Genomic DNA, 26223 nt, shown 5'->3' on the forward strand with positions numbered 1-26223 from the left:
TTCACTATTTTCCCGTTAGACCCATTCTCTAATTTGTAATGTTTTTGTAATATTTCTCGAGAAGGTTTTGAAAATAAAAAAAAGGTAAGGGAACATTTCCCCTACCTATTACTTCATAGAACGTAACGCTTGAATAGAAAGCCGCACTAAAAGAATGGCGCATAAAAATAATCCTAAGTATGCAGCTGTATTTAAGTAAACAGCATACGAGTCATGAATAAACTGTGAGATTGCTAAAAGTGCTACAGAAATAATGCCAAAGGTAATACCAACGAGAAGCAAAACAAAACGGGAAAACAGATTTGTAATAAAACGAGCATTATGCTCATCCGAAAAAACATCGTGATGTAAAATAATTTTTCCGCTCTCCACCCGTTGAATAAGCTGGTCAACTCGTCTTGGCATTTTGCGTAATGTCGGAATAAGCATCGATAATTCTTCTTGCAAGCGTTCCTTTGTTGCCATCGGTTCTTTAAATGGCTTCAGGAAGGATGCTCGCATATACGTGGATGAAAAATCTTTCGCTTCCATAAAAATATCAAAACGTGGATCGATTACCCGTAATGTCCCATCCAATGTTACTAATGAACGTAGCGCTAAACCTACTGCAGGATAGAATGCAAGACCAAAATCACGAACAACCGTAAATAACGCATGTATTAATTCTTCTGTTGGAATTCGATCCACGTAAGAAATTTTCAACAGAATTTGATCAATTGCTTGCTCCATCCTTGCACGTTCTGCATGATCAGCATTTTCAACCAATAGCGTTAAGCCATCATATAAAATACTTGAATCATTTAGCTGAATCCCCATTAAAAATAACTTCAAGCCCTCTTGTTGCGTAGCTCCCAAACGGCCAACAGCCCCAAAATCAAGCAGTATCGGTGTGCCATCCGTCTCATCAATATGAATATTTCCCGGATGTGGATCTGCATGAAATATACCTGAAAAAAGCATTTGCTCGAAGAAGGAATATAAAACAGTCCGTGCAAACTGCCTACGATCAATTTCTAAACGATTAAATTCAGCCGCAGCATTTGCAACGCTTTTTCCCCGTACATATTCCATGACAATAATATTTTCATCACAATATTCTGTATAGATTTTAGGAATCCGTACTTTATAGTCGCTTTTGGCAAGGGCATTTGTCACCTGCAATGTATTCCGAACCTCAATATCTAAATGAATTTCCTCGCGTAATCCATCTGCAAATCCTCTAGCAAGCTCTCGAAAGCCCAGTGACTCAGCCCATGTAGACTTGCTCGTAAGCCAATTGGCAAATTCCTCTAAAATATCGAGATCGTCGCGCATTATCCCCTTTACTTCTGGACGCAGTAGCTTCACCACGGCTTCATCATAATTCTTTAATCGCGCCTTATGTACTTGTCCAATAGATGCTGCCGCAATAGGCTCCATTTGAAAACTTGCAAATAGTTCATTCATAGGCTTTGGTAGTGAACTTTCTAAAATTTGAGTTACTTGCTCTGACGCTAAAGGCTTCACATTATGCTGTAGCCTCTCTAACTCCTCAATAAAGATGGGTGAAAACAGTTCTTTACGTGTAGAAAGTACCTGCCCAAATTTAATGAAAATCCCACCACATTGCTCCAAAGTAGCCCTTAAAGCAATAGCAAGCTCCTTTTCATTTTCTCGTTGTCTTGCGTATTTAATTGTTTGAACAACACCATTTGTCACAGCTATTTTTAACACCTGACGCAAGCGCTTTTGCTGCCGCCAGTAGCTACGAAGGCGCAACAATAAATTTTTTTGGCCATTACGACGATCTCCAGCTGCAATACCACTCGGATCGAAAAGCTCAAAAACAAGATAAAGCAGCATAGAAATTAGCAGCATGCTTCCAATCCAAATAAGTGTACTGACCTCTGTCACTGTTTGCATCACCGTTTCAGATAAATAATCTGTATGGCGCAAATATGAATACCAGTAAACAAAGGACGTCAGCGTCACACTAATGACGACAGAAAGTACCCTACGAACAAAATTAATGCTTGAGCCAATTAATCGACCACTTACAAAATAAATAATCCCTGATACGACAATGATTTGGATTAAAAATTTCAAAAAAATCAACAGCGTCACCCCCGATGCTACTTCCTAATACTGCTAGTATAACAAATCTAAGGCTCATCACCATAACGTGGGGGTGATTTTCGTTCCGACTGTTATCCCCAAAATATTGTCTATTTGTTTACTTTTTTCGTATTTATCCACTTAAAATGATTTTTACTCAGTAATTTCTGTTGATAAAATACCTTTAGGGGTATATTATCTATTTAAAGCAATAATTATCCACAATCCCATTCATTATTAACACTAGAAAGCTGTTGTTTTATCCACAACATACCCCTGTATGTATATAACTAGAAAAGGATGTGCTTACACATGAGTAAAAAATTTTTAGTAGTTGGTGGTGTCGCGGGCGGCGCCTCGACCGCTGCACGTATTCGTCGTCTCGATGAACAAGCTGAGATTATAATGTTTGAAAAAGGACCGAACGTTTCATTTTCAAATTGTTCTTTACCATTTCATCTAAGTGGAATTGTTGATAACAGCGATAAGTTAATCTTAATGACACCACAAACCTTTCAAACAAAATACAATATTGAAGCTCGTGTTAATCAAGAAGTTTTACATATTAACCGAAAAGGAAAAACCATTACTGTAAAGGATTTAACCACTGACACTGCGTATGAAGAAAGCTACGATGCGTTAGTGTTATCTCCTGGTGCAAGTCCAATTGTTCCAAACTTGGATGGCGTTCATTCTTCACACGTTTTTACCGTTCGTAATGTCGTGGATATTGACCGCTTAAATCGTTATATACAGAGTGATGACATACAGGATATCGCTGTTATCGGTGGCGGATTTATAGGTGTAGAGGTTGCAGAAAATTTACAGCTTGCCGGCTTTAATGTCTCACTCGTTGAATTCAGTCAACAAATCATGATGCCATTTGATTATGATATGGCCCAAATATTACACAAAGAAATGATGGATAAAGGAGTTAATGTCATTGTCAATGACGGTCTAGCTAAGGTTGCAGCTGATTATGTAGAATTGAATTCTGGTAAAAAATTAAAGGCACAGGCAGTCGTATTAGCAATCGGCGTTCGTCCTGAAACCTCTTTAGCGAAAGAAGCTGGATTGGCAATAGGTGAACTTGGTGGCATTCAAGTTGATGCTAATTATGTAACATCAGATCCTTCTATTTACGCTGTGGGCGATGCCATCGAAGTATTTCATCAGCTAACCCATAAACAAACGCGCCTGGCACTAGCAGGTCCAGCGCAGCGGCAAGCACGAGCAGCAGCTAATCATATGTACAATATACCTCAACAAAATAAAGGAGTTATCGGCTCTTCAAGCGTGCAAATTTTTGATTTCACGTGTGCCACAACGGGTTTAAATGAAAAAACAGCACTTGCACATGGATTGCAAGCAAAAAGCGTGTATTTGATCGCACCAGACAAGGTTGGTTTAATGCCAAATAGTAATCCACTTCATTTTAAGCTTGTTTTCGAAGTGCCAACCGGAAAGATTCTTGGAGCGCAGGCAATTGGAAAAGGTAATGCCGACAAGCGCATCGATGTTATTGCAACTATGATAACAATGGGTGGCACATTAGAAGACTTAAAAGAGCTAGAGCTATCGTATTCTCCAATGTTTAGCACCGCTCGTGACATAGTTAATTTAGCTGCACTCGTTGCTCAAAACCAATTATATGGTCATTACAAACAGGTAAAGGTTGACGAGGTGAGAGGTCTCGTTGAAAATAACGCCTATTTCTTAGATGTGCGAGAAAGAAATGAATTCGAGGCTGGTCATCTCATCCATGCGCATAATATTCCGTTAAGTGAGCTCCGTGAACGTTTGGACGAGATTCCACAAGATAGACCAGTTTATGTACATTGCCGTTCGGGTCAGCGAAGCTACAATGCTGTAATTGCCCTTCAGAATAACGGTTTCTCTAATGTCTTTAATGTTGCCGGCTCCTTCCTCGGTATTTGCTTATATGAATATTTCACAGATGCAACAACTAATAGAGATAAAATTGTCACGGCCTACAATTTTAAATAACACGAAAGGGATGCCGTTATTTTGCAGCATCCCTCTTCATTTTAATTCGTGGAAAGCACTTTCTCCCAATCTATTGTGCCATTTTTAACTTGTTCACGTTTTTCTTTATTCATAATATCATTTGGACGTCCACCTTTTGGCCAATCTTTATCATGATTTGCCCACTCAGGTCGATCCTGCGATAAAATAAAGGCTGCTAAATCAGCGGCATCTTGATCAGTCAAAGTACCAGCTGCACCGATTGGCATGTTGTTTTTAATGTAGCCAGCCATTTTTGACATACGTGCCATACCCGCTCCATCATTAAATGATTTTTCACCCCATAATGCTGGACCTGTATTAGCACCCATACCAGAGCCATCAACTGCGTGACAAGTGATACAAGACTGTGCATATAATTCTTCACCGTTCGTAACATCTGGTATAGGGACATTTTTCATAGTACTTGTACCTACCCATTCACGTTCTGCCCCAATAGGTACACCTTCTGAAATATAGGCGAAGTATGAGACCATCGCCTCTAACTCTTCGCTACTCATGTCAAATTTTTTACCGTTCATACTGCGAACCATACAACCATTAATACGCTCTTCAATAGTTACAATATCACCTGAGCGCGCAATATATTGCGGATAATTCGCCATAACACCAACTAATGACGAAACTTGCTCATCATAGCCTGCCCCAGCATGACAGCTTGTGCAAGACAATTGATTCCCAACATATTCTTCTGCAGCAACATGTGTATTATTTACAAGCTCATAGCCGTATAATATCGCTTCCTTCATAGGTCCATCCGGTACTTCTTCAATACTTGGCGGTGCATAGACAACTGACTGAGCAGCTGCTGTTGTTGGTATTTTCGTCTGTACTGCGGTCTCTTTGCTTTCTCCGTTAGCATCACCTAAAATTTTGTCGCTAATAACTGCCCCCACAAAAAGTGTGCCTACTAACAGTACTGTCCCCGCTACTCCTGCTACTATAGGTTTCATCTATAATACCCCCCTTTGTATAATCACCTATATTTTAGCAAAATATCATATTTTTCGATGTGATTTTTCTCACAACTCGCGCAAACAGAACCCTTCAGATGATAAAAATGGATAAATTATGTAATAACTATTGTTCTACAACACAATAAACACTACTTAATACCTGTTGTAGTATGTATAACTTCCTAAAAAATGCCGAGTACAGTACTGTACTCGGCATTTTAGCGTTCTCTTATAATTTACATTCACCATCAGCACAAGTAGCTTCACCATTCCCCTCCAACTTCAATGGTTGAATGCCTGCTATCTCTGCAGCTTGATGTAAAGTTCGTACGAAAACCTCATTTGGCTCTGCCCCTTTAATACCGTAACGATTTTCAAAAACAAAGAACGGAACACTTTGTACACCTAGCTGTTGGGCATCATATCGATCTTTGTTCAAAACTTCACTGAAGTCCTTTGATGCAATAACACCCTTTGCTATTTCAACATCTAAGTCCAGATTTCCAATGACTTTCAATAAAAATTCCTCATCATTTAAGTCTTTTCCTTCTGTAAAATAGCCACTCATAAGTGCTTCCGTATAGGCTGACTCTTTACCAAACAACTTTGTCCATTTTGCCAATCGATGAGCTTTTTCAGTATGAGCTGTTTTCATGTCTTCAAAATTGTAATGCAAGCCAACCTCTTCGGCCCGCATTGCTATACCTTTAGTCATTTCCTTTACTTCTTCTATCGTGGAGTCAAATTTCGCGGCCATACCCTCATATAAAGTTGGTGCATCTTTCTTTGGCGTATCTGGACCAATTTGATATGCTTTGAATTCAATCTCTACCTGCCCTGAATAGCCTGCCAAGTCAATGGCACGTTCCAATTCTCTTTTGCCAATGTAGCAAAACGGACATGTAAAATCTGAGAAGATCTCTATTTTCATTTTCTACTGCCTCCTACAATATATCCATCCAAATTTTAATGGCAGTTGCTAAAATGAGCACTGCTAAAATAGCTTGTAAAACTTTTGTATTTAATTTTTTTCCTGCTTTTGCACCTAGTGGAGCTGCTATTAAGCTAGCTACAATCATAATTAATGCAGGATAATAATCAACTTGTCCCGTCATCAATTTTCCAATTGTCCCACCTATCGAGGATATAAAGGTAATAGCAAGGCTTGTAGCAATTGTCATACGTGTAGGTATACCTAATACTACTAGCATTATAGGCACTAACAAGAAACCACCAGCTGCCCCAACAATCCCCGACCCAATACCAACAATGAACGCTAATATAGCCGCTAGCGGTTTATTGAACGTTACCTCATCCAACGGCTTGTCGTCAATTTGCTTCTTAGGAATAAACATCATCACTGCGGCAATCAACGCCAATACACCATAAACGATGTTAACTCCCTCTTCAGATAAAAATTTGGAGCCATAACTACCGACGAAGCTTCCTACTAATATGGCACCACCCATATAAATAATCAGTGATTTATTTAAATAACCACCTTTACGATATGCCCATACCCCTGCAATTGAGGCAAAAAACACTTGTACTGCACTAATACCCGACACTTCATGTGCTGAAAATGCTGCAAAACCAAGTAAAGGCGGGATATATAATAACATTGGATATTTTATAATCGATCCGCCGATTCCTAGCATTCCCGATACATACGAACCTACAAAGCCAATCAAAAATATTGTAATGATCCATGCTAAATCCATCTTTTTTCCTTCTTTCCGGTCACTTACGCCTTAAGGGCATTGTCATTTCCACTAATCACAAATGAAAGGAGGGTTGTTCATAACTTCAAATAGAAGAGACAACCCTCACCTGCCTTAAGCTTTTTGAATAAAGAATGTAATGACACCAGCGTCTTCAGATTTGTCTAAAATTGTATGACCACCAGCTTTTGCCCAAGCAGGGATATCTGCAAGAGCTCCCTTATCTGTTACTTGAACCTCTAAAATTTCACCTGAAATTAATGTATCTATAGCTTTTTTTGTCTTCACTATAGGCATTGGGCAAGACAAGCCCTTTGCATCTAGTTGTAAGTTTGATTTCATATTTTTCTCCTTTGAAACAGCAAACGTTGTAAGCGATTTTGCCGGTTCTATTTGTTTTTTCATGACTCTGCGAAGAATGAGCGCCTTCGCTTCGCGGTATTTACACGCTACAAGCATGCATGCGTACTCATTGCATTTCAGCATCTTATTAATGGGTTTTCCTTCATCCCTTACTAATTATAAATTTTCACCAATCGGACTTTTACGGATGCGGGATAAAACAAACTATCGAACTGCACAACGGTTCGGACCAATTTCCATCTCTGTTTGCTCATCTTGCGCAGGTGTAATCTTACCCATATTTACTTGACGAATTTCTTGATATGCATTTGGCTGCGGAGGTAAATTATCTGTTACAATGCTACGGAAATTAACTTCATCCTCAATATTTAAGCCGTGATTTTCCGCAAACAATTGTCCAAGACGTTTGGCAACAGTTCCATCTTCATTTAGTTCATCAATAATCATAAAATGAGCTGGCAAAACAATTAGTTCATCCGATAACTCTCTGTATCGTTTGTAAAGTGTTTCGCGTAAATCACCAACCCAATCTTCTGCAAGACCAGCTAAATCCGGGCGCCCAATTGAATCAATAAATAAAATATCTCCAGTTAACAAATACTTGTTGTCCACAACGAATGACGTTGAACCAATTGTATGACCAGGTGAATAAATCGCTCCTACGTCAATTTTCGAGGCACCAATTTGTACAGTTGTTCCATCAATTAAAGGTGTATAGTCAAACACAACCTCTTCCGCATCTTTTGGTGGTAAATAATACGTTGCACCAGCTGCAGCTGCGATATGGCGTCCACCAGATATATGATCAGCGTGCAAATGTGTATCGAAAACATATTTAATTTTCACGTTTTTATCTTCGGCAAAGCTTGTGAATGCGTCTGTAAAACGCACAGCATCGATAATAGCGGCTTCACCCTCAGAGATGACCATATAAGAAAGGCAGCCCTTTCCTAAACGTACAAATTGATAAAGCTCACCACCACCTGCTAAATCTCCTACTTTAATCGGTTCTAAATATTCACTCCACGTTTTCATTCCACCTTCTAAATAAGCCACCGTACGTCCTGTTTCCGATAACATCTCAGCTACCATCATCGATGATCCTTCTTTTGCACAAACAACTAAGACATCTTTATCAGCTGGAATCTTCGGTAAAATGTCTTCGACACCATCTAAAAGCTCAAAATACGGAATATTAAGGTACTCAAATTTGTGCCCATCAATTTTCCAATCTTCGAAAGCATCTGCATTTCGAACATCTAAAATAAATAATTCTTCATTATTAATTACTTTTTTCGCTACTTGTGCTGCGCTCCATTTTAGGATTGACAATCCGATTACCCCCTCAGGTATTATTTCGTTTATTTTTTTAGCGGAAAGGACTGCCCTCTCCGCTTGTATAGTTACAAATTAGTTAGAATGTTAATGACGGTGCTGCATCTTTAGCAAACTCTAAAAACGTCACAGCTCCCCCAACCTCGATACCTTCAATAAAATCATCTGTCGTTAAACCCATTACATCCATCGTCATTTGACACGCGATAAATTTCACACCTAATTCCTGTGCCATTTCCACTAATTGCGGAATTGCAGGTACATTGGCTTTGGCAAAGCCTTCTGCAAAATGCTCTGCTCCAGCAGGCATAGGTAATGCATGCATCCCTTGTTTATGAATTAAATTCAACCCCTCGAATGTGAAGAAGATGGCTACCTCCTTCTCAGAAGCTGCCGCTGCTGTTGCAATGTTGAACACCTTATACGCATCGAAAAGACCACCGTTACTTGCGATTATCGCTACTTTATTTGACATAAATTAATTCCTCCTAAATGTTTTTTGTTAAATCTCCTGTCCAGGATGTCATACCTGGCAGAACGTTAAGTACCTTTGTAAAACCATGTGCTGCAAGCTTCTGTGCAGCTAAATCACTACGCTTCCCTGTTCGGCAAATAACATAAATCTCTTGCTCTTTATCAAGCTCAGAAAGACGTGATTCTAGCTCACCCATCGGTATGGACTTTGCTCCCTCGATATGACCGAAAGCAAACTCTGCCTCCTCACGCACATCGAGAATAAGACCTTCTCTTTCTGCGACTTCCTCTAACTCGATTGTTTGTTCAAACGTTTTTTCATCCAACATTTCGTTTGAACATTTACGAATATAATGCTTAAGCACACTTTCTTCTTCCACTGTCCCAATGTATTGGTGCCCGACAGTTTCAGCCCATGCAGCAATATCCGCCTTTGAACCCTTATCTGTCGCTGATACTTCTAAAATTTGACCATCTACCAACTCCGCCATCGCCTTTTTCGTTTTCACAATCGGCATAGGACAAGAAAGCCCCTTGGCATCTAGCTGAAAATCTACCTTCATACTCATAACTCCCTCCTTATACCTATATGGGTATTATTTTTACTAAAAAATATAGTAAGCTGTACAGGCCCCCTACATTTTCTTACTTTACTTCACCTTCCCAAGCGAGCATGCCACCGACCATATTGGATACATCGAAGCCTTGGCTTTCTAAAAATTGAGTAGCACTACCACTGCGACCACCTGATCGACAGACCATTACATATGGTTCATTTTTATTTAGCTCATGCATACGAAATTCAAGTAAGCCTAGTGGAATATGAATAATACCCGGAATATGTCCAGACTCCACTTCGTCTACTTCGCGTACGTCGATTAAATTTAATGCCTGGCCTTGCTCTAAAGCCTGTTGTACTTCCTTTGCTGAAATTGCCTTCATTCTATTTTCCTCCTAATATGCGCTCATACCACCACGGACATTTGTTACACGCTCAAATCCTTGTTTTTTTAATTGCTTACAAGCCTGACTACTGCGCATTCCACTTTGACAAATGACCACTATCTCTTTATCTTTCGGTAATTTATCAAAACTTGAACCAAGCGGAATGTTTTTAAATTGCGGGATATTACGACCCTTGTACTCTGCTGGTGTCCGCACATCGATAAAAACTTTATCCTTATCATTCAAAATATTTTTCAATTGTGCCGCCGATATTGACTGCACCCCTTTCGTTGGCTTCATTCGCCAAACGAAAAATGCTATCACAACAGCAAGTATAATCCACGTTCCCAAGTAACACCGCCTCCTCCCACATACTATTCAGGGTATATAAAATTTATCTGCTTTTCACGACTAAATCCATCGCATCTTGGATGGCCGTATTCATTTTTTCAGCATCCCCTTCAGCTGTCGTTACACAATCCAATAAATTTTCACTAACGATCACTCCAATAGTTCGATCAACCGCAGAACGCACGGCAGATAGCTGTGTAATCACATCTTTACAGTTTTTTTCTTCTTCCATCATGCGCAAAACACCACGTAATTGACCTTCTATCCGCTTCACTCGATTAGCTGTTTTTGTACCGTAAGCCATACTGTTCATGCCTCCTTTCAAAACGATCGATTGAACTTGCTTACGTGATTCATAATATACCCCATTAGGTATGTTGTCAACATGAAAGCTCGAATTTTTCTTAAACGTCGTTACAATGTTATTTCCCTCTTGTAACTACGTTTTATCCGTCACTTTCAAGTTGTTATCCTCATCTTCTTATCTTTCAGTTACAAAAAAAGCGAGAAATTCGACGATTCTATCATCGAATTTCTCGCTTAAATATACTTTATAGCACATTGCTATGAAGGCTTATTTCTTTTTAATAGTAATTGTCCAAGCGGCTTCACCAACTTGTTCATACTCTGTTACCTCGTGCCCTTCTTCAGCAGCCCAACGAGGAATGGATTCTGTACCTTGTGTGCAATCAAATTGCACTTCTAATTCATCGCCTGAATGTAAGTCTTTTATAGCTTCTTTTGCTTCTACTAAAGGAAATGGACAAACCATCCCCATTACTTCTAATATTTTTTTCATATGAAAACACTCCTTTTTTACGCTGTTATTACTTGTGCAGCTTGCTTAGCTTTTTTACTTGGCCGAACGAATACAAAGTAAGATGCTGTCCATGTACCTAAAATCATAAACCCTAATGAAATCCAACCTTGCCAAGTCATCATTGCTGTCATCACCAATCCATTACCAATTGAGCAACCCCCTGCTAAACCTGCGCCGAACCCCATCATAAGTCCACCATAAAAGCTGTTAATCGCCGTTTTTGTATCAGGGATACGGAATCTAAATTCGCCACTCATTTTTGCTGCGAATAATGACCCTAAGAAAATTCCTAGTACTAGGAAAACACCCCAGTTGATAAAGCTAATTTCTCCTGTCACCAAAAATTGCAAAATATTAGCAGAAGGTGTTGTAATTCCTAACCCACCTATACGACCAGTAGCAACACTTAATGGCCATGCTAAAGTTGCAATCACACCAATAATTGTTGCAGTTATAAATGGATTCCAACGTTTTTCAAATAAAATATGTGCTAATCCCGTTTTTTTCGGCTTTAACCCCGGGATTTTCAATCGTGGCTTCTTTAGCTCACGGTAAACGATAAATGCAACAGCTACTACAAAAATCGTTATAATCAACCAGTTGTTTACGCCAATTGTCTCGGCAATAGAATTAGTTTCAATGCTCGTTTCTTTAATAGCCATATCCAATGGCAACAATACGCCTGATTTCATCATTGCTGCTACAAGCATATAACCAGCTAATGCAATCCAACTGCCAATTAAACCTTCTCCTGCCCGATACCAAGTACCTGTTGCACAACCACCAGCTAAAATAATGCCAATTCCAAAAATAAATGAACCAACGATAACAGCTACGATTGGTAAAGAACCAGCATTGAATTCAAATACCTTTAAACTAATTAACGTATATACACCAACACTTTGAATTGCTATCGCAATCAGTAATGCGTAAAACATACGGTTATCTTTTGTCAAATACATATCGCGGAATCCGCCAGTTAAGCAAAAACGACCACGTTGCATAACAAATCCAAGTAAAGCTCCACAAATAAGTCCCGTAATAACCATTTGACCCATCCATCATTCCCCTTCCGATACCATAGTATTCTTATAGGATATATTACCACTAATTTTACTATGAATTCAATTACTTTTTTTTAACTATTTAAAATCTAATGACTTTTTCATACCAATGCACACAAAAACCCCCTGCTACAAGTGCAGAAAGCTGCTTCTTATAACAAGGGGTCATATATTTATTTATTTTGTTAATTGCATTGCTGGTCCAAAGAATTCATAATGAATTTTTTCGTCTTTTACGCCAATTTCATGTAAATTTTCAATGACCGCTTCCATAAAGCCAACAGGTCCACATACGTAAACATCTGCATCATTGGCAACTTTTTCAGCTAATAATTCTTTTGTAATTAGCTTGTCTTCATCTGAATATAACGCTGTGTAAGATGCATTTGGAAGTGCATTCACTTTCTCTTGAATATCATCGCTAAATGTTACAACTTTTTCATTGCGCGCACACTGGATAAAGCTCACTTCATTTGCCGCATTAGCTTCTAGTGATTGTAGCATACTGTTTAATGGCGTTACACCAATACCACCGCTTACAAACGTAATTGGAGCAGAAGCTTCTTCTAAAACAAATAGCCCTGCTGGTACACTTACATCCACTAAATCTCCAACTTGTAATACGTCGTGAACAAAGTTCGAAACTTTACCATTCGGTGTATGATCGCTTTCACGTTTTACTGAAATGCGATAGCCGTCTTCTGCACTTGCTTGTGAAAGTGTATATTGACGGTTCATTAAATACTCTTCGCCTGGTACTTTCACACGGATACTGATATATTGACCTGGCTCATATGCTGGTAGAGGGGAACCATCTTCATTTTCAAAGTAAATAGATGTAACAAGATCACTTTCTACTACTTTTTTCGCCACTTTCAATGGTTTAAATAAGCGCCATCCGCCACTACCCTCTGCTTTTTGATATAGCTCTTCTTCTACTTGAATAAAGATATCTGCAATTACGCCATATGTTTCAGCCCAAGCATTAATGATGTCATCTGTTGCTGCATCACCAAGCACTTCTTTAATTGCTTTTAATAAGTATTCTCCAACAATTGGATAGTGCTCAGGTAAAATACCTAAACTACGGTGTTTATGAGCAATTAACATCACCGCCGGTAAAATAGCTTCTAAATTTTCAATATGAACTGCAGCAGCATAAACTGTGTTTGCTAACGCTGTTTGCTGACGACCTTTTTCTTGGTTTGTATGGTTAAAAATATTCAATAATTCTGGATGAGCTTGAAACATATTTTTGTAAAACGTTTTAGTAATCTCTACACCATGAACTTCTAATACTGGAACTGTCGCTTTAATAATTTGTACTGTTTCTTGTTTTAACATATCGCTTACCACCCTTTCGTGATTACAATATAACGCTTTCAATTTTTTAAAGCAATATATAAAATACATCTTTAACAAAATGGACATAATTAATGTATTTCAAATACATCTTTAAAAAAGTATTGAATTTTTAATACTTCAAAGTAAAAATGCTATACTTATTTTGAACTATAGAAAGTAGGGTGTTCTTATGCGCTTAACTTTATACACAGATTATTCTCTTCGAACACTCATATATTTGGGTGCGAAGGAAGACGGCCAATTATCAACTATCCAAGAAATTTCAGATGCGTATAATATATCGAAAAATCATTTAATGAAGGTGACTCATCAGCTCGGACTACTTGGTTACATCGAAACCATTCGTGGTCGAGGTGGCGGTATACGTTTAGCAATTGATCCAAAAACTATTACAATTGGTGAAATAGTACGTCATACAGAAGAGGATTTTCATCTTGTCGAATGCTTTGATAAAGAAAATAATCTATGTAAAATTGCACCAGAATGCCAGCTGAAAGGCGTATTATACGAAGCACTACAAGCCTATTTAGCCGTCCTAGATCGCTATACTCTAGATGATTTTTTACATTCGAAAGAAAAGTTGATGGCATTGTTGCTTGGCGAATAAAAATACCCGCACAACTCAAAGTTGGACGGGTATTTCTTTATGTCTATATTATTTTACAATGCCTTTGAAAAGAAAATCATATCTAGTGCACGAATTCCATTTTCATAGATTGGCTCTGGGTAATTACTGAAAAAATCTTTTTCAATTGCTTCCATACGAAAACCTGCTTTTTGATAGAAAGCAATATTATCAATACTAGAATTTGCAGTTCCAACTATTATCGTTTTATAACCTTGAGATAGACAAATTGTTGTTATTTGATTTATTGCTTCCTTCCCCAGCCCTTTGCCTTGATACTTCGGTACAATCGCAATATTTTTTAACTCTACTGTCGTATCAGACTGTGCAAGAAGTAACGCTACACCTGCTAACTGCTCACCACATTTTATCTCGTATAATTCACCGTCATTTAAATATTTTCGAACAGCTTCTTCACTTTCATCAGCTAATAATAGTTGTGGTAAATAGTCTTCCCTCACACCTTCTACTTTTTTTAAGGCTGTACGGTATCGAACAAAATCTTCGCGCTCAAAAACATTTAAAACACATGGCTGCTTTTCTTTAACCTCTAACCATGAATGCTCCTGCGGAAAATCATTTTCTACTCCTAATTGAATAAAAGACAACTTCTCCTGAGCCTTTTGTGAACGGATATTAACCTTTCTAGCTCCTGCAAAAACACGCTCTAACCCTAACTCAAAAAATGCTATATCTAAAATTGCAATTTTTGATTCAAGATTATAGCCTTTTCCCCAAAATTCATATCCTAGCCACGAGCCAACATGACAGCTCTTTTTATTGTGATCTATAAACATTAATGCTGTCACACCAATAAATTGTCCTTCCTCATCTAAGACAACACGAGGAACTGTCTTTCCAGCTTCTTCATCCACACATTCACGTTTAATAAAGTTAATCGTATCTTCCACTTTGCCAGCAGGTAACCCTAGTGCATCTCGAACCTGTGGGACGGAAGACAGCGCATGCATGGCTTCAGCATATTTTATTTCGTGTCTCACTAAAGTAACTGCCATATGCTATTCTCCTTTTAACATGATCAAGCCTTATTGCATCGGATTTTTGTATCATCCTCTAGTGGCATAAGAGCTTATTCCATCCGTTTATTCATGTCAATGGCTCATCTCCATAACGTGAGGTTGATTTCCATTCCGACTGGGCGCTTTCCTGGGGCGTCCAGCCTTCACTCCAATCAACTTATATACATGGCATATGTTTTAACAAATGTCATCCCTTACTTTTGGCGATGAGGCATATTCATTTATCCCTAAATTTAATTATACGTTAGTTGCCATGACACACCGAAACGATCCTGGATCCAGGCAAATTTCTTAGAAAATCCATAATTATCAAGTGGCATTAACGCCTGTCCGCCCTCTAAAATTTGAGCAACTAGACTGTCGATTTCTTCTTCAGACTCACATTCCACAAAAATAGAAGTTGATGGTGTAAACGTAAAGTTATGCTGTATTACACTATCATTCACCATCATTTTCAAACCCTTTAAATGAAGAACAGCCATCGCAACTTGTTGTGAGTTTTCCATATAAGTTAAGCTTTCCACCTGTAATTCTGAAAACCATTGTTGATATTGCTGAATAGCTTCATTAGCTTGTCCCTGAAACATTAAAAATGTAGTGGCACTTTTCATTTATTTAACTCCCCTTCATATTTTGTAATCCATTGTGCTGGCGTCATCTTCGAAACAAGCTCTCCAATTAACTCATACGGAATATTTTTAGTGCTTGTAAAACGAATACAGCTTTTCCCCATATTAAGCTTTGTCGGTACTCGCTTCGCATATTCCTCTTGGAACCATGAGAGTAACGCTTGATCTGCGTAAATACCCATATGGTACACTGCAATATGACGTTTTTGTGCAGCAAGACTTATAAAGGGCAAGGGAGTATTTGGTGTGACATGATAGCCCTTCGGATAAGTTGAGAACGGTACAACATAGCTTATCATGTCATAATACATGCTTTGTTCAAAACCCTCTGGTAAGTTACTTTCTACCACATCCACAAGTTTGGCAAAACCCTCCCGCCATTTTTCATCCACTTGTTCAATATATGTGTTTTTCATACTCCACCCTCTTTTCAACAAAGAATTATTACTTGATGTGTTGATCTATTTATATTAATTAGAAGACTCATTCCATAACGTGTGGCTGATTTCCGTTCTGATGTTGCTCGCCCCATGGTTCATCTGTGACACTGATCCCCAGCCTCCACTCCAATCAACTGAAATGTCATGCGTTTTAATAAATATCATACCCAATTTTCGGCAATGAACCAAATTAGAAGAAACTGATTTCCGTTCTACTAGCTCAATGAATATAGCATCATCCATATGACATCTGCAAAAGGAATCAATATGCCTCTTTGTCATTTATGCTTGACCCTCGGCCTTTGCCTTTCGGTATAATTCCTTTGTTTTGTAGCCTAATCTAATAATTTCACGCATCTCCTCTAAACGTGCTATTTGCGTCTCTTCCTTCTTCGCACTATAGATATAACGAGCCCAATCCTTTTGATACCCCGGTGTTAATCCATCATAAAGTGTTAAATCATCTGGATTTTCTGCAAGTGAATCACGCAATTGAGGAACCATTCCTTCATAGTCACTAACGCACTGACTACTCGCTGTCTTCTTCTTGCCGCGTCCCTTACCATCTCTCTTGATGCTTACTATAGAAAATGTCTCATCTAGCGACATAAGACTTGCAAATTTATAATCACTGCCAACAATGTATTTTTCCTCGTCCACTTGAATAGCTGGGAAAATTTCATCGCGATGGATAAACTGTTCATACTTCTTATTATCCTTTTTCGGATAAACAAAAAATAAATAGCCCTGTTCCACGAGATTGTTTGACTTTAGTGCATTTTGTAAAAACGTTACCATTTCATCAATATGAAACACAAAGACAATAATACGATCATATGGTGCATCTCCTGAATGGGAAATCCCCTCTAGTATCAAATCCTGCGGTTGATTCTGAATTGCAATGGATAGTCCATCCTTAAGTTTAAATTTCTTTTGCATAGCTTTGACACCTCTTTTAATTATTAATACAATTTTCTCTTGGTTTTGATAGTATAGCTGATTTAGTGAAATTTTCGTACAAAAAAACGCTCGAACATTTTCTCAAGCGTTTAAGAACTTATTAAGCTACTTTATTTTTGAAGTCGCCACTATACCTTTAATAATCGGAATGGCTGTTCCAATTAGCACTATTGGCAGGAACCACCAACCAAGAGTCTCTGCCTCTCCAAGAGCAATACGTACCACTTGGAATGATATAGCTGCAAATAAAATTAGGCAGCAGTTTTTTACTTCATTTAATATTTTTCGGCTATTTAAATAAAATGCTTCTACATTACTTTCGTTTAAGCGTGCTGGGTAATTATGCATATGGGGAGCTTTTTCAAGTAATCCTAGCAAAATCCATAGAAAGATTCCGATAAACGGAAGAATGAATAATTCCATTTTTGAACCCCAACGATCAACTTCTCCTGCACCATTAAAATGGCCTGGAATCTCCTCTGGTAGTTTGCCCCACATTACAAAAATATAAAGGATGGATAGCACAAAAATCCCGGCACCAATATAGTCCCATATCTTTTCATATTTCGTTTTTGGCAATTTCAAAATCGGTCTATACATCTTCCCACATCCTTGCTCGTTTCTTCATTAATTCTACGTTACTACAATTCATTAAGTTTCAAATTTGTGAAAATTGTCATAATTGTGTGTGTTATATCGTTAACTATCCACCTTCGTTAACCGTAAAATGGCAATTTATTCTGCTTTTTTTATCATTTTATCTACAACTTACTTCCTTCTTAATTCCATTTGTTATAGTGAAAATACTCATAATACTTTGTAAAATTCATATAATCTGATATAAATGGTATATACATATTTCATTTTTTTGTAACATTTCTACTAAATTACTGAGAAAGGAAACTACAACTATGCGATTTACTATCTACAAGAAGTTAATACTCGGTTTTTTTATTGTTATTTTAGTGTTAGTTGGCACAATCGGATTAAATTTTAAACAGCTTAATTCTGTAAACAAGACATATCGTGTGTTACTTGAAGAACAAACAACTAAATCTATTAGTATTCAAGAACTACGCGTGATTGCAAAACAAGAAATTGTAAGTATGAGAGGCTATCTATTACTTGGTGACAAACATAATCTTCAAAGTAATTCGGCTTCACGTGAAGAATTTAAACAGAAATATGATGAATTAATAGCATCATTCGATTCTAAAAAATCTATCGAATTATTTGAGGCTATTAATAAAAGTGAGAAAGATGTCCAACAGTTTGCAGATCGCATGTTTTCATTAAAAGCTGCTGGAGAAACTGAGCAATATGAAAAGCTTGATAGCACACAAGGCCGCCTTATTATTAAACAATTTGATGAACGCGTAGAAAACCTCGCCAACTACCAGGATGAGTATATAGAAGGAAAAATCGCTGCTACAGCAAAAGAGATTCAAGCTATTAAATTCCAAATGATTATTCTTGGAGTGTTTGCTGTCGTCGTTAGTCTGATAATTGCTATTGTGATGGGAAGCATTATTTCTCGTCCTATCAAAGGTATGGCAAAGGCTGCAAAGAAGATTGCTGAGGGCGATTTAACGGCTGAACAAATTCACATTAAAAATCGTGATGAGGTGGGTGATTTAGGACTTGCCTTTAATCAAATGGCGCTAAATTTAAAGGATCTTATTACAAATGTACGTCATAACACCGTACAGGTAAGTGGCTCCGCTGCTGAGTTAACCGCAAGTGCTGAACAAACTATCCAAGCGACAGAGCAAATTACTTCCTCCATACAAGAAGTAGCAAGCGGTTCCGAAGCTCAAGGCAAAAATGCTACTGAAAGCTCAGACGCTATGAAAAATATGACAAACGGCATTCAACAATTAGCTACAACTACAGCTGCCGTTTCTGAGCTTGCTATAGAGACAAATACTGAAGCTAATAAAGGAAATGAATCACTACACCGCGTTATTGCACAGATGGACACAATTAATACAGCAGTTTTAGAGTCTGCTAGCGTTGTAAAAAACTTAGAAAGCCATTCCGTTGAAATCGGTAATATTATTGGCCTCATTACGGATATCGCAGAGCAAACAAATTTACTAGCATTGAATGCTGCAATTGAGGCAGCACGTGCAGGGGATCATGGCCGTGGCTTTGCAGTAGTTGCAAACGAAGTGAAAAAATTAGCGGAGCAATCCAAGAAATCAGCGGAACAAATTGCAACTTTGATTTCAGAAATCCAACAAGATACAAACCGTGCCGTAACTGTCATGGATACTGGTACACAAGAGGTACAGGTGGGTATGCAAGTTGTAAAAGTAGCTGAGGAAGGCTTCTCAAAAATCGTTGAACTGATTGAACAAGTATCCAAGCAAATTCAAGAAGCAACGACAGTTTCTGAAGAAATGTCATCAAATGCTGAGCAAATTTACGCATCCTTCGATGAAATAGCAACGATCGCACAAACGTCTTCTGCTAATTTGCAAAATGTAGCTTCTGCATCTGAGGAACAACTAGCAACTATTGAAGAAGTTGCCGCTTCTGCTGCTACGCTATCAAATATGGCCGAGGAATTACAAACACAGGTTTCTCGTTTTAAAGTGGAGTGAAAATGATAAGAGTAGGCGTTCAGTATTGATTAACATTACAACCCTTAACCCAGATTTATTAACAAAATAATAGCACTAATTTCAAGGTTACCAAAATCAAGATTTGTTGATTATCAAACATATTTTGATAATCTATTTCATTGACAAATTAACTTTTTATAAAAAAATCCTCCCAACTTGTAATTAAATATAAGTTGGGAGGAAACTTCGAATCTAGTATATGTCATTCAATGATTTCATTTATTAAAACCTACCTGCCTTAATTTCTCAGCACCTTCCGCTTCAATAAGATCCTTGAGCTCAGTTAACACTACGTCAAATTCAGTATGTTTTCCGAGCAAAAATGTCGTTTCATGCTCAATCGGTACCCATGTTTCAATGGCAGCTTCATTGTCTGTATTTGTACTTCAAGTTTATCTAATGCATTTGCCACTTTCGCTTCATATGTATCTTTATACTCAAATTCAAACCACAAATCATAAAACTGATGCCAGTGTCATTGCCTAGCATATCTCTTATTTTCTAAATCGCTAGAATTTCATTTTGTCTCTTTTCTGCTTTTAGCGTAGCATTATTCATCGTATCAAATGCTGGAATATCAGTTGCATAAACCTCTACTAAATCATGTATAATAATTATTTTTAATAGACGTTCACTATTAATTTTTTTGCGGTAAATGTTCATCTATAACCATCGCCATTAATGCAACTCGCTATGTATTCTCGGCTACACTTTCCTGTCTTCTTTCTGAAAGCCACTATGTCATAGCCCATGTTTCAAGCCTTCCGACTCATGCAAAAGTTTTTCACGTTACGTAAATCCATGGTCGGTACCCCTTATTTGTACTTTTCATTTAACGTATTTAGCATGTCAATTACTGCTACCTCGTCACTTGGTACTTGTAAGGACGCAAGCTCACGTACCTTATGCTCACCTACACAAATGCTTTCTTTCGCCTTTACAAACATGGATGCATCGTTCGCATCATTCCCAAACGCGATAAATCCACCTTCAGCGACACCTAATTTCATTAAGCCATTCCATTTATCAATGCCATTAGGACTCATATCTACAATATTTTCTGCACTATGCTCGTATAATGAAATAGGCAACTGCTGTAATTCAGCTAATATTTCTTTATGTTGCTCTCCAGGAAATAAAACAATTTTTACGATATCTTTTAGTTCATGTAATGACACGTTTTTCGCAAGTTTTAGTGGATCTAAATTTTGATGAATTGGATGTGCCTCACTACCTGTATACGCATAATCCCAATCACCATCAACTAAATATGGCAGTTGAAATGCCAACATAATGTTTTGAATCGCTTCTACAATTTCCCCTGTAAATGCAGTTACCTCAACAGTTTCTCCGTTCTGTGCAACAAATGCACCATTTCCCCCTACCATTGGGAACTTCCGCATGGTTTCCGGTAATACAGGTAATAAATCACGAATCGGACGAGCTGATGCAAAAATGATTTCATGGCCATTCTCGATGCAAGCTTCTAGAGCATTAGTAATTCCCTTACTTAATGGTTGACCCTTAAAACAAATCGTACCGTCTAAATCAAATACAAATTTCATAGTCACGCCTTCTTTCTAAACTGTTAATTCCCCTTTTATTATCCCATAAAAATTTACATTCATTGTGAAAATAATGATTATTATCATAACGTGGGGCTGATTTCCGTTCCAACTGGGCGCTTTGTAGCTGTCGCTTCACTTTCGCTACAGAAAACAGTTGTTGCTGACGCTTCGCTTTCGCGCAGAGCAAAGCTTCCTGGGGGGCATCCGATGAACTACTTCGCTTCCCGCTCCAGGGTCTAATCTGTGACGCTGATTCACAAGGAGTCACCCAGCCTCCACTTCATCAACTTATATCAATTTCGCCTTGGCGTAATTGCGTCCGGAGGCTTTATCAAATACCATCCCAGCTATTGTTTATGAGCCAAAATTAAGGGGTTTTTTTGGTTATCAGACGATTGATAATTATCGCCCCTATACAAGACAGAAAAGAAATAATTTTTAGAATATTATTGACATTCAGGTGATATCCAAGTATTATTGCTTTCAACAACACATTGTAGGCCAAGATTGGAAAAAGTAGAAATGCAAGTGTACTTGTAGAGAGTCGGTGGTTGGTGCAAACCGATAGGCACACATTTTGAACTCGTCCATGAGCTACTCCCTGAACCTTGAGTAAGGGATGTCGGTTTCCTCCGTTAACAGGATAGACAGTGATAGCTGTCGATAAGGGGACTTTTTCTGTAAAGAGAAGGTCAATTAGAGTGGTACCGCGAGCATAAACTCGTCTCTATATTTTTATATAGAGGCGGGTTTTTTTTATTTATTGGCCTAAGTGTAGGTTTCATCTCTAGCAGAGCAAATAATGCAATGCAGAGTCAACATTAATAAAAAGTCAACTACTAAAAAGGAGTGTTTGAAAATGGGAAGAAAAATTTGGGTGTTTGATACAACTTTACGTGATGGCGAGCAAGTGCCTGGTGCAAAACTGAATTTATACGAAAAAGTAGAGATTGCACAGCAACTCAAAAAATTAGGCGTCGATATTATCGAAGCTGGTTTCCCTGCTTCATCACAAGGTGATTTTGATGCAGTTAAAGCTGTCGCACAAAAAGTTGGTCATACAAGTGACATTATGATTACTGCTTTAGCACGTGCTGTACAGGCAGATATTGATGCTGTTTATAACGCTGTAAAATACGCTGAAAATCCTATGATTCATATGGTGCTTGGTACTTCTGATATTCATGTTGAGAAAAAATTTAGCAAATCTAAGGATCAAATTCTACAAATTGGCGTTGATGCAGTAAAATATGCGAAAACTCTTCTACCACAAGTCCAATACTCAACAGAAGACGCATCTCGTTCAGATTTCGAGTATCTTTGGAAAACAATTGAAGCCGTAATGAAGGCTGGTGCAACAATGATTAATGTACCTGACACAGTCGGCTTTGCAGAGCCAGAAGAATTTGGAGCGATGATTTATAAACTAAATGACCGCATGAAAAACTTAAACGATAGCGTTTTACTAAGTGTTCATTGCCACAATGATCTTGGTATGGCAACTGCTAACACGCTTGCTGCGATTAAAAATGGCGCTGATAAAGTAGAATGTACCATTAACGGCATTGGTGAACGCGCAGGTAATGCAGCATTAGAAGAAGTCGTAATGGCGTTGAAAACACGTAGCTCTGTATACAATGCTGCGACACGTATCAACACAAGAGAAATTATGAATACGTCTCGTCTTGTTTCTAGCTTTATGGGCTTAGACGTACAAGTAAACAAAGCCATTACTGGAGATAATGCTTTTGCCCATTCCTCGGGTATTCATCAAGATGGCCTTCTGAAATCTCGTGATGCCTATGAAATTGTGCATCCAGAAGATGTAGGTCTTGATGATATGGAGCTAGTTCTTACAGCTCGCTCTGGGCGTCACGCCGTGAAAAATGCCCTTGAAAAACTTGGCTTTTCAAATCTTTCTACAGATGAATTTGAAGGAATCTTCGAAGGCTTCTTGAGGCTTGCCGATGCGAAGAAAGAAGTATACGATCACGATTTATACGTTATTGTTGAAAGCTATTATGAAAAACATGACGCCAACAATGCGAATGCCACTCATTATAGTGATCAATTCTTTGATTTCGATGATTTACAAGTCGTCAGCAACGCAAGCTTCCCTTCAGCAAGTGTAAAAGTTCGTAAAGGTGACGAGGTTTTTAAAGCAAGTGCAGTTGGATCAGGTCCAATTGATGCCCTGTATTCAGCCATCGCAGAAATTACAAACATTGATGTGAAACTTGTGGAATATAATATCAATAGTGTTTCTCGTGGTAAAGAAGCGCTTGGTAAAGTAAAAATAACAATCGAGCATGAAGGTGAAAAGTATATCGCAAAAGCTGCGGATACAGATATATTAAAAGCGAGTGCGCTAGCTTATATTAATGCCATCAATAGTATTGTGGTTGCTAAATTAACGCCTGTTATGAACTAAATAGTCGAAAGCAGTATGACAATATTAAGTCATACTGCTTTCGTATTTTCCTATCGACTGTCCTTCACTAACTTTTGATACTCCTCTTCAATCAATTCAACATCAAGACGTTCAAACAGTGGTGTCACTTCGCTAATGCTTTCTGGTAAGTCCACTTGCTCATGCCACATCACTTCATTGATCCCTAACATTTTTCTCACCTTCTCAGCTGAGAACGGTAAAAATGGATGTAATAGCTGTCCAAGATTTGCAATAATATAAACACATGTTGCTAATGTTCGATTTCCAGCTTCCACATTCTCTTTCACCTGTAGCCATGGCTGTTGCTCATCAAAATAACGATTTGCTGCACGAATATATTCAAAAATGGCCTCTAAAGCTTGTTTGAAATGACCTGCTTCTATATGAATTCCAACCTCATTAAAGAGCTGAATCGTTTGTTTTCGAATAGTCCCATCTACCTTAGCATGGGGCACTTGACGATCAAACGATTTCTCTAAAAACTTCAATGTACGATTGACAAAATTACCATAAGCGCCAAGTAATTCGCCATTATGACTATAAATAAATTCTCGCCAAGAGAAATCAGTATCACGATTTTCTGGTGCATTCATTGTTAAAAAATAACGAATAGAATCTGCATCGTATCGACTCAAAATATAAGGCACCCACACCGCCCAATTTTGGCTCGTCGATAATTTTCGTTTTTCTAATGTTAAATATTCGTTTGATACAATATGTGTAGGTAAGGCCTTTGCTCCTATCCCGATTAGAATGGCTGGCCATATAACTGTATGGAATGGAATATTATCCTTACCATGCACATAATACGAAGTCGTTTCTTCATTCCACAAATCTTCAATAGCTATTTGATGCTGCTTTGCCCATTCAATACTCGCTGTTAAGTAACCTGCTACTGCTTCAATCCACACATATATTTTTTTGCCTTCAAAGCCTGGGACTGGCACATCTATTCCATTTGGTAAATCCCTTGTTACAGCGCGGTCTGGAACCCCTTCTGCCAAGTAACGCTCTGTTAAACCTAAAGCATTGTCACGCCAGCGTTTTTCTGCCTTTGCCTCTGCTAAATAAGTCTCCAGCCTCCCTTGAAACTGACTAAATGCAAAATAAAAATGCTCTGTCTCCTTGATAATTGGCTCATTCCCACAAATTTTACAGCGTTTATCGATTAAATCGAGTGGGTCTAAAATTGTTGAGCAATTATCACATTGGTCACCACGTGCCTTCGCACCACAGTTTGGACAAATCCCCTCTACAAATCGGTCAGGCAAAAACTGCTTGTCCGTTTCACAATAAGCTTGTTCAATTTTCTTTTTGTATAAAAAATTATTCGCTAGTAGCTGTAAAAAAATCGTCTGAACCGATTCATGATGGTGCTGCGCATCTGTTCTCGTATACAAATCATAGGTAAATCCTAAATCATTAAAGCATCCTGTAAACTCCTCGTGATAATGATTAGCAATTGCTTCCGTTGTCGTATTTTCCTGTGCAGCCCGAATAGAAATCGGTGTACCATTACAGTCACTACCCGACACATATAATACCTTCTCGCCCTTTTGTCGGTAATATCTAGCCAAAATATCACCTGGTAATAATGCGGCGACATGCCCTAAATGCAAAGAACCATTTGCATATGGCCACGCGCCTCCAATAACAATCGTCATCCTAAGTTGCTCCCCTCAAAAAAATTGTAAAAAGTGTAAGGTGTGTTAATTAACCATTTTTATTCATCCCAATTAATCAGAATCTTTTTACCGATCAATAATAAATCTATATTTCCCTAATCAACACACCTGAAAAAAGTGTATAAAAAAACGCCCTAATCAAAATTGATTAGGACGAGTATACCCGTGTTACCACCTATATTTACAAATAGCTCACACTATTTGCCTCCATCAGTACGTCTCATTTCATTTTATCAATTATGCCTCGGCATAATTGCGTCCGGAATCGGCTTTGTGCTCGCACAAAGAACTCCTTTCCGATTCTGTGACATCCGCCGGAGGCTTACTTCTTTGAGCAGGTGTTTAAACACCTGCTCAAAGAAGTGAGAGATACTGTCGCTGTTGTAACGAGTGCCCATCTCGTCGTAATCTACTCGCAAACTTGCTTTCGGTACGAAGCTCAAAGGTCATTTTCCAAAGGGGGCATTTACCTCATTTCCACCAACAGAGGCTCTCTATATAATACTTACCCAATTTACTTTTCCTTATCAATGCTTTTACTATAGATTTCCACCATTTTACTCTTTCTTCTCTTGAATTGCAATGTATGTCGATAAATGACTGAAAGTTCTCGATAAAATGAAAAAGTTAGGCGATAAATCAAAAAAGTTGGGTGATAAATCA

Annotated in this window: 28 protein-coding genes and 2 other annotated features; of the genes, 4 read left to right on the forward strand and 24 right to left on the reverse strand. The window is 38.2% G+C overall.

What is annotated here, in order from left to right; all coding sequences use genetic code 11:
• Positions 1 to 108: 108 nt before the first annotated feature.
• Complete coding sequence (locus tag FJQ98_RS24245) at positions 109 to 2094, reverse strand: ABC1 kinase family protein (protein WP_053593927.1); 1986 nt, start codon at positions 2092 to 2094, stop codon at positions 109 to 111.
• Between the two features lie 312 nt (positions 2095 to 2406).
• Between FJQ98_RS24245 and FJQ98_RS24250 the strand changes: the two genes are divergently transcribed.
• Entirely contained in the window at positions 2407 to 4101 is a 1695-nt protein-coding gene (locus FJQ98_RS24250) for an FAD-dependent oxidoreductase (protein WP_053593926.1), read from the forward strand.
• Positions 4102 to 4142: 41 nt separating this feature from the next.
• On the opposite strand, the gene FJQ98_RS24255 is transcribed toward FJQ98_RS24250, so the two are convergent.
• The 13 genes from FJQ98_RS24255 to hmpA form a co-directional block, all read right to left on the reverse strand.
• Positions 4143 to 5093, reverse strand: a complete 951-nt coding sequence (locus FJQ98_RS24255) for a c-type cytochrome (protein ID WP_053593925.1) — start codon at positions 5091 to 5093, stop codon at positions 4143 to 4145.
• 232 nt (positions 5094 to 5325) lie between these two features.
• On the reverse strand, positions 5326 to 6027 hold the full coding sequence (locus FJQ98_RS24260; protein ID WP_053593924.1) for a DsbA family oxidoreductase: 702 nt from the start codon (positions 6025 to 6027) through the stop codon (positions 5326 to 5328).
• Between the two features lie 13 nt (positions 6028 to 6040).
• Positions 6041 to 6817, reverse strand: coding sequence for a sulfite exporter TauE/SafE family protein (locus FJQ98_RS24265; RefSeq protein ID WP_053593923.1), 777 nt, complete (start codon positions 6815 to 6817; stop codon positions 6041 to 6043).
• Between the two features lie 114 nt (positions 6818 to 6931).
• The gene (locus tag FJQ98_RS24270) at positions 6932 to 7159 is read right to left on the reverse strand and encodes a sulfurtransferase TusA family protein (protein WP_053594036.1); all 228 of its coding nucleotides are present in this window, start codon (positions 7157 to 7159) and stop codon (positions 6932 to 6934) included.
• Positions 7160 to 7384: 225 nt separating this feature from the next.
• Positions 7385 to 8512: an MBL fold metallo-hydrolase gene (locus FJQ98_RS24275; protein WP_053593922.1), complete on the reverse strand. Its 1128-nt coding sequence runs from the start codon at positions 8510 to 8512 to the stop codon at positions 7385 to 7387.
• Between the two features lie 82 nt (positions 8513 to 8594).
• Positions 8595 to 8990: a DsrE/DsrF/DrsH-like family protein gene (locus FJQ98_RS24280; RefSeq protein ID WP_053593921.1), complete on the reverse strand. Its 396-nt coding sequence runs from the start codon at positions 8988 to 8990 to the stop codon at positions 8595 to 8597.
• A gap of 13 nt (positions 8991 to 9003) precedes the next feature.
• Positions 9004 to 9552, reverse strand: coding sequence for a sulfurtransferase TusA family protein (locus FJQ98_RS24285; protein ID WP_053593920.1), 549 nt, complete (start codon positions 9550 to 9552; stop codon positions 9004 to 9006).
• An 82-nt stretch (positions 9553 to 9634) separates the two neighbouring features.
• A complete protein-coding gene (locus FJQ98_RS24290) occupies positions 9635 to 9931 on the reverse strand; it encodes a rhodanese-like domain-containing protein (protein ID WP_053593919.1) in 297 nt (98 codons plus the stop codon).
• Positions 9932 to 9943: 12 nt separating this feature from the next.
• On the reverse strand, positions 9944 to 10285 hold the full coding sequence (locus FJQ98_RS24295; RefSeq protein WP_053593918.1) for a rhodanese-like domain-containing protein: 342 nt from the start codon (positions 10283 to 10285) through the stop codon (positions 9944 to 9946).
• A gap of 43 nt (positions 10286 to 10328) precedes the next feature.
• Positions 10329 to 10589, reverse strand: a complete 261-nt coding sequence (locus FJQ98_RS24300; protein WP_053593917.1) for a metal-sensitive transcriptional regulator — start codon at positions 10587 to 10589, stop codon at positions 10329 to 10331.
• Positions 10590 to 10859: 270 nt separating this feature from the next.
• Positions 10860 to 11084 (reverse strand): sulfurtransferase TusA family protein, encoded by a 225-nt coding sequence (locus FJQ98_RS24305; protein ID WP_053593916.1) that lies wholly within the window; start codon positions 11082 to 11084, stop codon positions 10860 to 10862.
• A gap of 17 nt (positions 11085 to 11101) precedes the next feature.
• Entirely contained in the window at positions 11102 to 12163 is a 1062-nt protein-coding gene (locus tag FJQ98_RS24310; protein WP_053593915.1) for a YeeE/YedE family protein, read from the reverse strand.
• A 183-nt stretch (positions 12164 to 12346) separates the two neighbouring features.
• The gene (hmpA, locus tag FJQ98_RS24315) at positions 12347 to 13513 is read right to left on the reverse strand and encodes an NO-inducible flavohemoprotein (RefSeq protein WP_053593914.1); all 1167 of its coding nucleotides are present in this window, start codon (positions 13511 to 13513) and stop codon (positions 12347 to 12349) included.
• A gap of 190 nt (positions 13514 to 13703) precedes the next feature.
• Here hmpA and FJQ98_RS24320 point away from each other — a divergent pair, with 190 nt between their 5' ends.
• Positions 13704 to 14141, forward strand: a complete 438-nt coding sequence (locus tag FJQ98_RS24320; RefSeq protein WP_049663205.1) for an Rrf2 family transcriptional regulator — start codon at positions 13704 to 13706, stop codon at positions 14139 to 14141.
• 53 nt (positions 14142 to 14194) lie between these two features.
• On the opposite strand, the gene FJQ98_RS24325 is transcribed toward FJQ98_RS24320, so the two are convergent.
• From FJQ98_RS24325 to FJQ98_RS24345, 5 genes are all read right to left on the reverse strand, one after another.
• Entirely contained in the window at positions 14195 to 15175 is a 981-nt protein-coding gene (locus FJQ98_RS24325) for a GNAT family N-acetyltransferase (protein ID WP_053593913.1), read from the reverse strand.
• Positions 15176 to 15432: 257 nt separating this feature from the next.
• Positions 15433 to 15810, reverse strand: coding sequence for a VOC family protein (locus FJQ98_RS24330; protein ID WP_053593912.1), 378 nt, complete (start codon positions 15808 to 15810; stop codon positions 15433 to 15435).
• The gene (locus FJQ98_RS24335) at positions 15807 to 16244 is read right to left on the reverse strand and encodes a DUF1801 domain-containing protein (RefSeq protein ID WP_053593911.1); all 438 of its coding nucleotides are present in this window, start codon (positions 16242 to 16244) and stop codon (positions 15807 to 15809) included. The genes FJQ98_RS24330 and FJQ98_RS24335 overlap by 4 nt, the downstream gene beginning before the upstream one ends.
• 306 nt (positions 16245 to 16550) lie before the next feature.
• Positions 16551 to 17207, reverse strand: a complete 657-nt coding sequence (locus FJQ98_RS24340; RefSeq protein ID WP_053593910.1) for a YdeI/OmpD-associated family protein — start codon at positions 17205 to 17207, stop codon at positions 16551 to 16553.
• 126 nt (positions 17208 to 17333) lie between these two features.
• The gene (locus FJQ98_RS24345) at positions 17334 to 17828 is read right to left on the reverse strand and encodes a DUF1648 domain-containing protein (RefSeq protein WP_053593909.1); all 495 of its coding nucleotides are present in this window, start codon (positions 17826 to 17828) and stop codon (positions 17334 to 17336) included.
• Positions 17829 to 18139: 311 nt separating this feature from the next.
• On the opposite strand from FJQ98_RS24345, the gene FJQ98_RS24350 reads away from it, so the two are divergent.
• Complete coding sequence (locus tag FJQ98_RS24350) at positions 18140 to 19834, forward strand: methyl-accepting chemotaxis protein (protein WP_053593908.1); 1695 nt, start codon at positions 18140 to 18142, stop codon at positions 19832 to 19834.
• Positions 19835 to 20144: 310 nt separating this feature from the next.
• Here FJQ98_RS24350 and FJQ98_RS27385 read toward each other — a convergent pair whose 3' ends face one another.
• From FJQ98_RS27385 to FJQ98_RS24365, 4 genes are all read right to left on the reverse strand, one after another.
• Positions 20145 to 20309, reverse strand: a complete 165-nt coding sequence (locus FJQ98_RS27385; RefSeq protein ID WP_277815930.1) for an HD domain-containing protein — start codon at positions 20307 to 20309, stop codon at positions 20145 to 20147.
• 47 nt (positions 20310 to 20356) lie between these two features.
• Positions 20357 to 20518 (reverse strand): HD domain-containing protein, encoded by a 162-nt coding sequence (locus FJQ98_RS27390; protein ID WP_277815929.1) that lies wholly within the window; start codon positions 20516 to 20518, stop codon positions 20357 to 20359.
• Positions 20519 to 20670: 152 nt separating this feature from the next.
• A complete protein-coding gene (locus FJQ98_RS24360) occupies positions 20671 to 21420 on the reverse strand; it encodes an HAD-IIB family hydrolase (protein ID WP_053593907.1) in 750 nt (249 codons plus the stop codon).
• The gene (locus tag FJQ98_RS24365; protein ID WP_053593906.1) at positions 21404 to 21691 is read right to left on the reverse strand and encodes a hypothetical protein; all 288 of its coding nucleotides are present in this window, start codon (positions 21689 to 21691) and stop codon (positions 21404 to 21406) included. Before FJQ98_RS24365 ends, FJQ98_RS24360 begins: the two co-directional genes overlap by 17 nt.
• 226 nt (positions 21692 to 21917) lie before the next feature.
• Positions 21918 to 22155: a binding site (T-box leader), on the forward strand.
• A gap of 127 nt (positions 22156 to 22282) precedes the next feature.
• Between FJQ98_RS24365 and FJQ98_RS24370 the strand changes: the two genes are divergently transcribed.
• The gene (locus FJQ98_RS24370; protein ID WP_053593905.1) at positions 22283 to 23854 is read left to right on the forward strand and encodes a 2-isopropylmalate synthase; all 1572 of its coding nucleotides are present in this window, start codon (positions 22283 to 22285) and stop codon (positions 23852 to 23854) included.
• 50 nt (positions 23855 to 23904) lie between these two features.
• Here the strand turns inward: FJQ98_RS24370 and metG are convergent, their stop codons facing one another.
• Positions 23905 to 25539, reverse strand: a complete 1635-nt coding sequence (gene metG / locus FJQ98_RS24375; protein ID WP_053593904.1) for a methionine--tRNA ligase — start codon at positions 25537 to 25539, stop codon at positions 23905 to 23907.
• A gap of 167 nt (positions 25540 to 25706) precedes the next feature.
• Positions 25707 to 26100: a binding site (T-box leader), on the reverse strand.
• Positions 26101 to 26223: the final 123 nt, after the last annotated feature.

The sequence above is a fragment of the Lysinibacillus agricola genome (assembly GCF_016638705.1).
GTDB lineage: Bacteria > Bacillota > Bacilli > Bacillales_A > Planococcaceae > Lysinibacillus > Lysinibacillus agricola.